4 protein-coding genes are annotated in these 3,524 nt (G+C 69.2%); 1 reads left to right on the plus strand and 3 read right to left on the minus strand.

Annotation, left to right across the window (positions count from 1 at the left end):
* Positions 1–1,086 (minus strand): hypothetical protein, encoded by a 1,086-nt coding sequence (locus ACP5M5_RS14500; protein ID WP_427938533.1) that lies wholly within the window; start codon positions 1,084–1,086, stop codon positions 1–3.
* Between the two features lie 5 nt (positions 1,087–1,091).
* Positions 1,092–1,607 (minus strand): adenine phosphoribosyltransferase, encoded by a 516-nt coding sequence (locus tag ACP5M5_RS14505; RefSeq protein WP_427938535.1) that lies wholly within the window; start codon positions 1,605–1,607, stop codon positions 1,092–1,094.
* Between the two features lie 233 nt (positions 1,608–1,840).
* Between ACP5M5_RS14505 and ACP5M5_RS14510 the strand changes: the two genes are divergently transcribed.
* Positions 1,841–2,569 (plus strand): GNAT family N-acetyltransferase, encoded by a 729-nt coding sequence (locus tag ACP5M5_RS14510; RefSeq protein ID WP_427938537.1) that lies wholly within the window; start codon positions 1,841–1,843, stop codon positions 2,567–2,569.
* A gap of 20 nt (positions 2,570–2,589) precedes the next feature.
* Here ACP5M5_RS14510 and ACP5M5_RS14515 read toward each other — a convergent pair whose 3' ends face one another.
* Positions 2,590–3,435: an ice-binding family protein gene (locus ACP5M5_RS14515; protein WP_427938539.1), complete on the minus strand. Its 846-nt coding sequence runs from the start codon at positions 3,433–3,435 to the stop codon at positions 2,590–2,592.
* Positions 3,436–3,524: the final 89 nt, after the last annotated feature.

Below are 3,524 nucleotides of genomic sequence, written 5' to 3' on the forward strand. Positions count from 1 at the left end.
CTAGCCGGGGTGCCAGTCGAGCCGCTCGGCGAGCCAGCGGCGAAGATCGCTGAGCGCTGGCGGCCGCGTCACCGCGGTGCCGAGACAGACCGTCGTTTCCGGCCCGGCGAGGATACGCGTCGCCTCGATCCCGGCACTTTGCTGCCAGCCCTGATCGGCCATCACCTCGCGCCCGGCGGCGCGCCACAGCGCGACCAAAGGCGGCGGCGTCAAGGCCGGCAAGACCAACGCGAAATCGAGGATCGCGGCCGCCGCCGCGCTCCGCCAGGCGGCATAGATCGCGCCCGCCGGCGGGGCGCCGCGCAGCCGCTCGTAAAGCGCCGGCAGATGCGGCACGTCCGGCAGCGCCGGATCGGCGCCGAGATGCCCGTCGGCGTCGATCATGCCGAAGGAGAACAAGGGTGTCGCCAACGTCGCGAGCGCGAGCCGTGCCTCGGCGATATCCGCCCCCTGCACCAGCACGGCATCGACCTCGCCGCGAGCGAGCGCCGCGCGCGCGGCGACCCCTTCGAGGCCAAACACCGGCACCGCGCGCGCACCGAGGAGGTCGACCCCGAGCAGCGCCGGCAGATCGGGCCCAACTGGGCGCGAAGCGGCGATCCGCACCGGGGTCGCGGTTTGGCCGAGATCGATGCCGTTGCGCCCGACCAGAACCCGCGAGGTGAGCCCGCCCAACACCGGCACGAAACGATTGGCCTCGAAATGGCAGCGATTATCGCCGGCCAACCAATCGATCACCGCGACCCCGGGGAGCAGCAGCGCGGTTTGTCCATCGGGCATGACGCGGGCGGCGAATTCGTTCGCCCCGGCGACCCCGTCCGGCCCGCCGCGGGCAACGCGCCTGATCGGCGTCCCAGACGGCAGCCCGGGCAGCAAAGCGCCGGCGAGATGCGCCGAGATCCGGTCCAGCCGGCCATTGACCGGGCCCGCGACCAACAGCGTCGCGCCATCGCCAAACGGCTGGGCGGGAAGCGCCGCCACCCCCCGACGCGCGGCAAGCAGGGGGGCGATCATCGTCGCGACGAGGAAGCGCCGACGCGAAAAACGCGCCCGCGGCCGCCCGCCGCCGCCCGCGCGCTCACCCATCGCGGTCACGCATCATAACTCACGAGCGCGGAAAATGGCACATCGAGCCGTGCCCGCCCGCCGAGGAAAGCAAGCTCGATCAGCGCCGCCGCCGCCGGCACCACCGCCCCGGCTTCACGCAGCAGCGCCACCGCCGCCGCCATCGTGCCGCCGGTCGCCAGCAGATCATCGAGCAGCACCACGCGCTGCCCGGGCGCCAGGGCGTCTTTTTGGATCTCCAGCCGGTCGGCGCCATATTCGAGGGCATAATCGCGCGCGACCGTTTCCCCCGGCAGCTTGCCGCGCTTGCGCAGCATGATGAAGCCACAGCCGAGTTTGAGCGCGAGCGGCGCGGTCAGCAGAAAGCCGCGGCTTTCGATGCCGGCGAGGAGATCGGGCTGATAGGCGCGCACGACATTGGCCAGCCGCCCCATCGCCACCTGCCAGGCATCGGGATGCCGGAGCAGGGTCGAAATGTCGTAAAACAAGATTCCGGGCTTGGGAAAATCGGGAATGCCGCGGATGTAATCCTTGAGGTCCATGTGAAGCCGCCTTGTTTTTTTGCCAACGCGGGCGCGAGGCTGTCCTTGTGGTTGCGTCCTGGCCGTGTGGCCCCCCGTGGTGGGCCCCCTGCCGGTCGCCGCTTTCTTGCGGTGAGCTGTCCCACGGGTATATCCCTGCCCGCTGCCCGCCGGCAACCCGACCTCCGCTGCCTTGCCAGCCTCGTTTGCAACCTCCATCCTCGGCGGGGAAAAATCCGTGGAAGGGGTGAGGGATGGAGACACGCGAGAACCCGTTCGGCCAGACGATCGGCGCCGCGCTTGCCGGCTGGTCGCCGCGCCCGCATCCGCCGGCAACCCCGATCGCAGGCCGCTTTTGCCGGATCGAACCACTCGATCCGGCGCGCCACGGCGACGATCTCTTCGCCGCCGACCAATTGGCGCCCGATGCCCGGGATTGGACCTATCTCGTGGCCGAGCGGCCGGCGGGGCGAGAGGCGTTCCAAGCCTGGCTCGAGAGCTGCGCCGCTTCCTGGCGCCGCGCCGACGGTGATCCGCTGTTTCATGCGATCCTGCTCGCCGATGGCCGCGCCGTCGGGCTCGCCGCCTATCTTCGCATCGATCGCGGCAATGGTGTGATCGAGGTCGGGCATATTCTTTTCACCCGCGCCCTCCAACGCCGCCCGGCCGGCACCGAGGCGATGTTCCTCATGATGCGCCGCGCCTTCGACGAACTCGGCTACCGGCGCTATGAGTGGAAATGCGACAGCCTCAACGCGCCCTCGCGCCGCGCCGCCTTGCGTTATGGCTTCCGCTTCGAGGGCATTTTCCGCCAGGCCGTGGTCTATAAGGGCCGCAGCCGCGACACCGCCTGGTATGCGATCACCGATCAGGAATGGCCGGCGGTGCGGGCGGCCTTCGAAGCCTGGCTCGATCCCGCGAATTTCACCCCATCCGGCGAACAGCGCCGCCCGCTCGCCGCTCTGCTTCCCCCGCCCGCCTGACCTCCACCATCGCCGCGCGCTCAGGCGCCGCCGACGCGCACGCCGTTCCGCCGCCGGCGCACGAGAGCAAGGCTGACCAGTCCGGCGCCGAGCCCCCAGATCGCGGCCGGCTCGGGCACCGATGTCGAACCGCCGGTCGGCGAGCCGCTGAATCCGGTGCTGCTCCCCGCGCAGGTGTTCGAGACCGTGTTCGTATCCATCGTCACCGCTCCGTTCAGCGCGATGGCGCGGCCGCAGACGATATCCGTCCCGGTAGCCAGGGTGATGCTGGTATCGGCGATGATGTTGCCAGCAAAAACCGTGCTGGTGCCGAGCGTCGCGGAACTGCCGACCTGCCAGTAGACACCGCTGTTGGCGCCGCCGCCGGTCACGTCGACGGCCGCGTTGCTGGCGGTGGTGAGGGTGCTCCCGATCTGGAACACGAACGCGGCGTTGGGGTCGCCGGTGAAGTCCAGGGTGAGCGTGCCCGTCAATTGGGCAGAGCTGGCGAAGAAATAGACGCCCGGGGTCAGCGTGAGCCCGCCGAGATTCCGCCCAGTCAGCGTCTCTGTCGGCGACAGGCCAGCGAGGGTAGTATAGGCCGTGCTGGCATCGCTCTGCGCCTGTTGCGCGACGGTATCGGCGTCATGCTCGGTTCCGGTCAAGCTGATCGTGCTGGTTCCGGTGATCGAGGTGCCCGGAGAGAGCCCGAGATCGCCGGTGAGCGTGGTCGCGCCGGTATTGGTCACGGTGCTGGCGCCCAAAACCGCGAAACTCTCTGCCGACCCCAGGAACGGTGTCGCCAATGCCGGCGAAAGAGCCGCCAGAAGCGCCGCGAACGAAATAACGAACGCGAGGCCGGAACCGCATCGGACAGAATTCCGCATGACATTCATTAGCAAGACCTTCCGCTAACGGCAAGGCTCGGCACAACGTCATGCGCTGATTCGCAACCTTAGAAAAATTACCAGCCGCT

The sequence above is a fragment of the Acidibrevibacterium sp. genome (genome assembly GCF_049965395.1).
Classification (GTDB): domain Bacteria; phylum Pseudomonadota; class Alphaproteobacteria; order Acetobacterales; family Acetobacteraceae; genus Acidibrevibacterium; species Acidibrevibacterium fodinaquatile.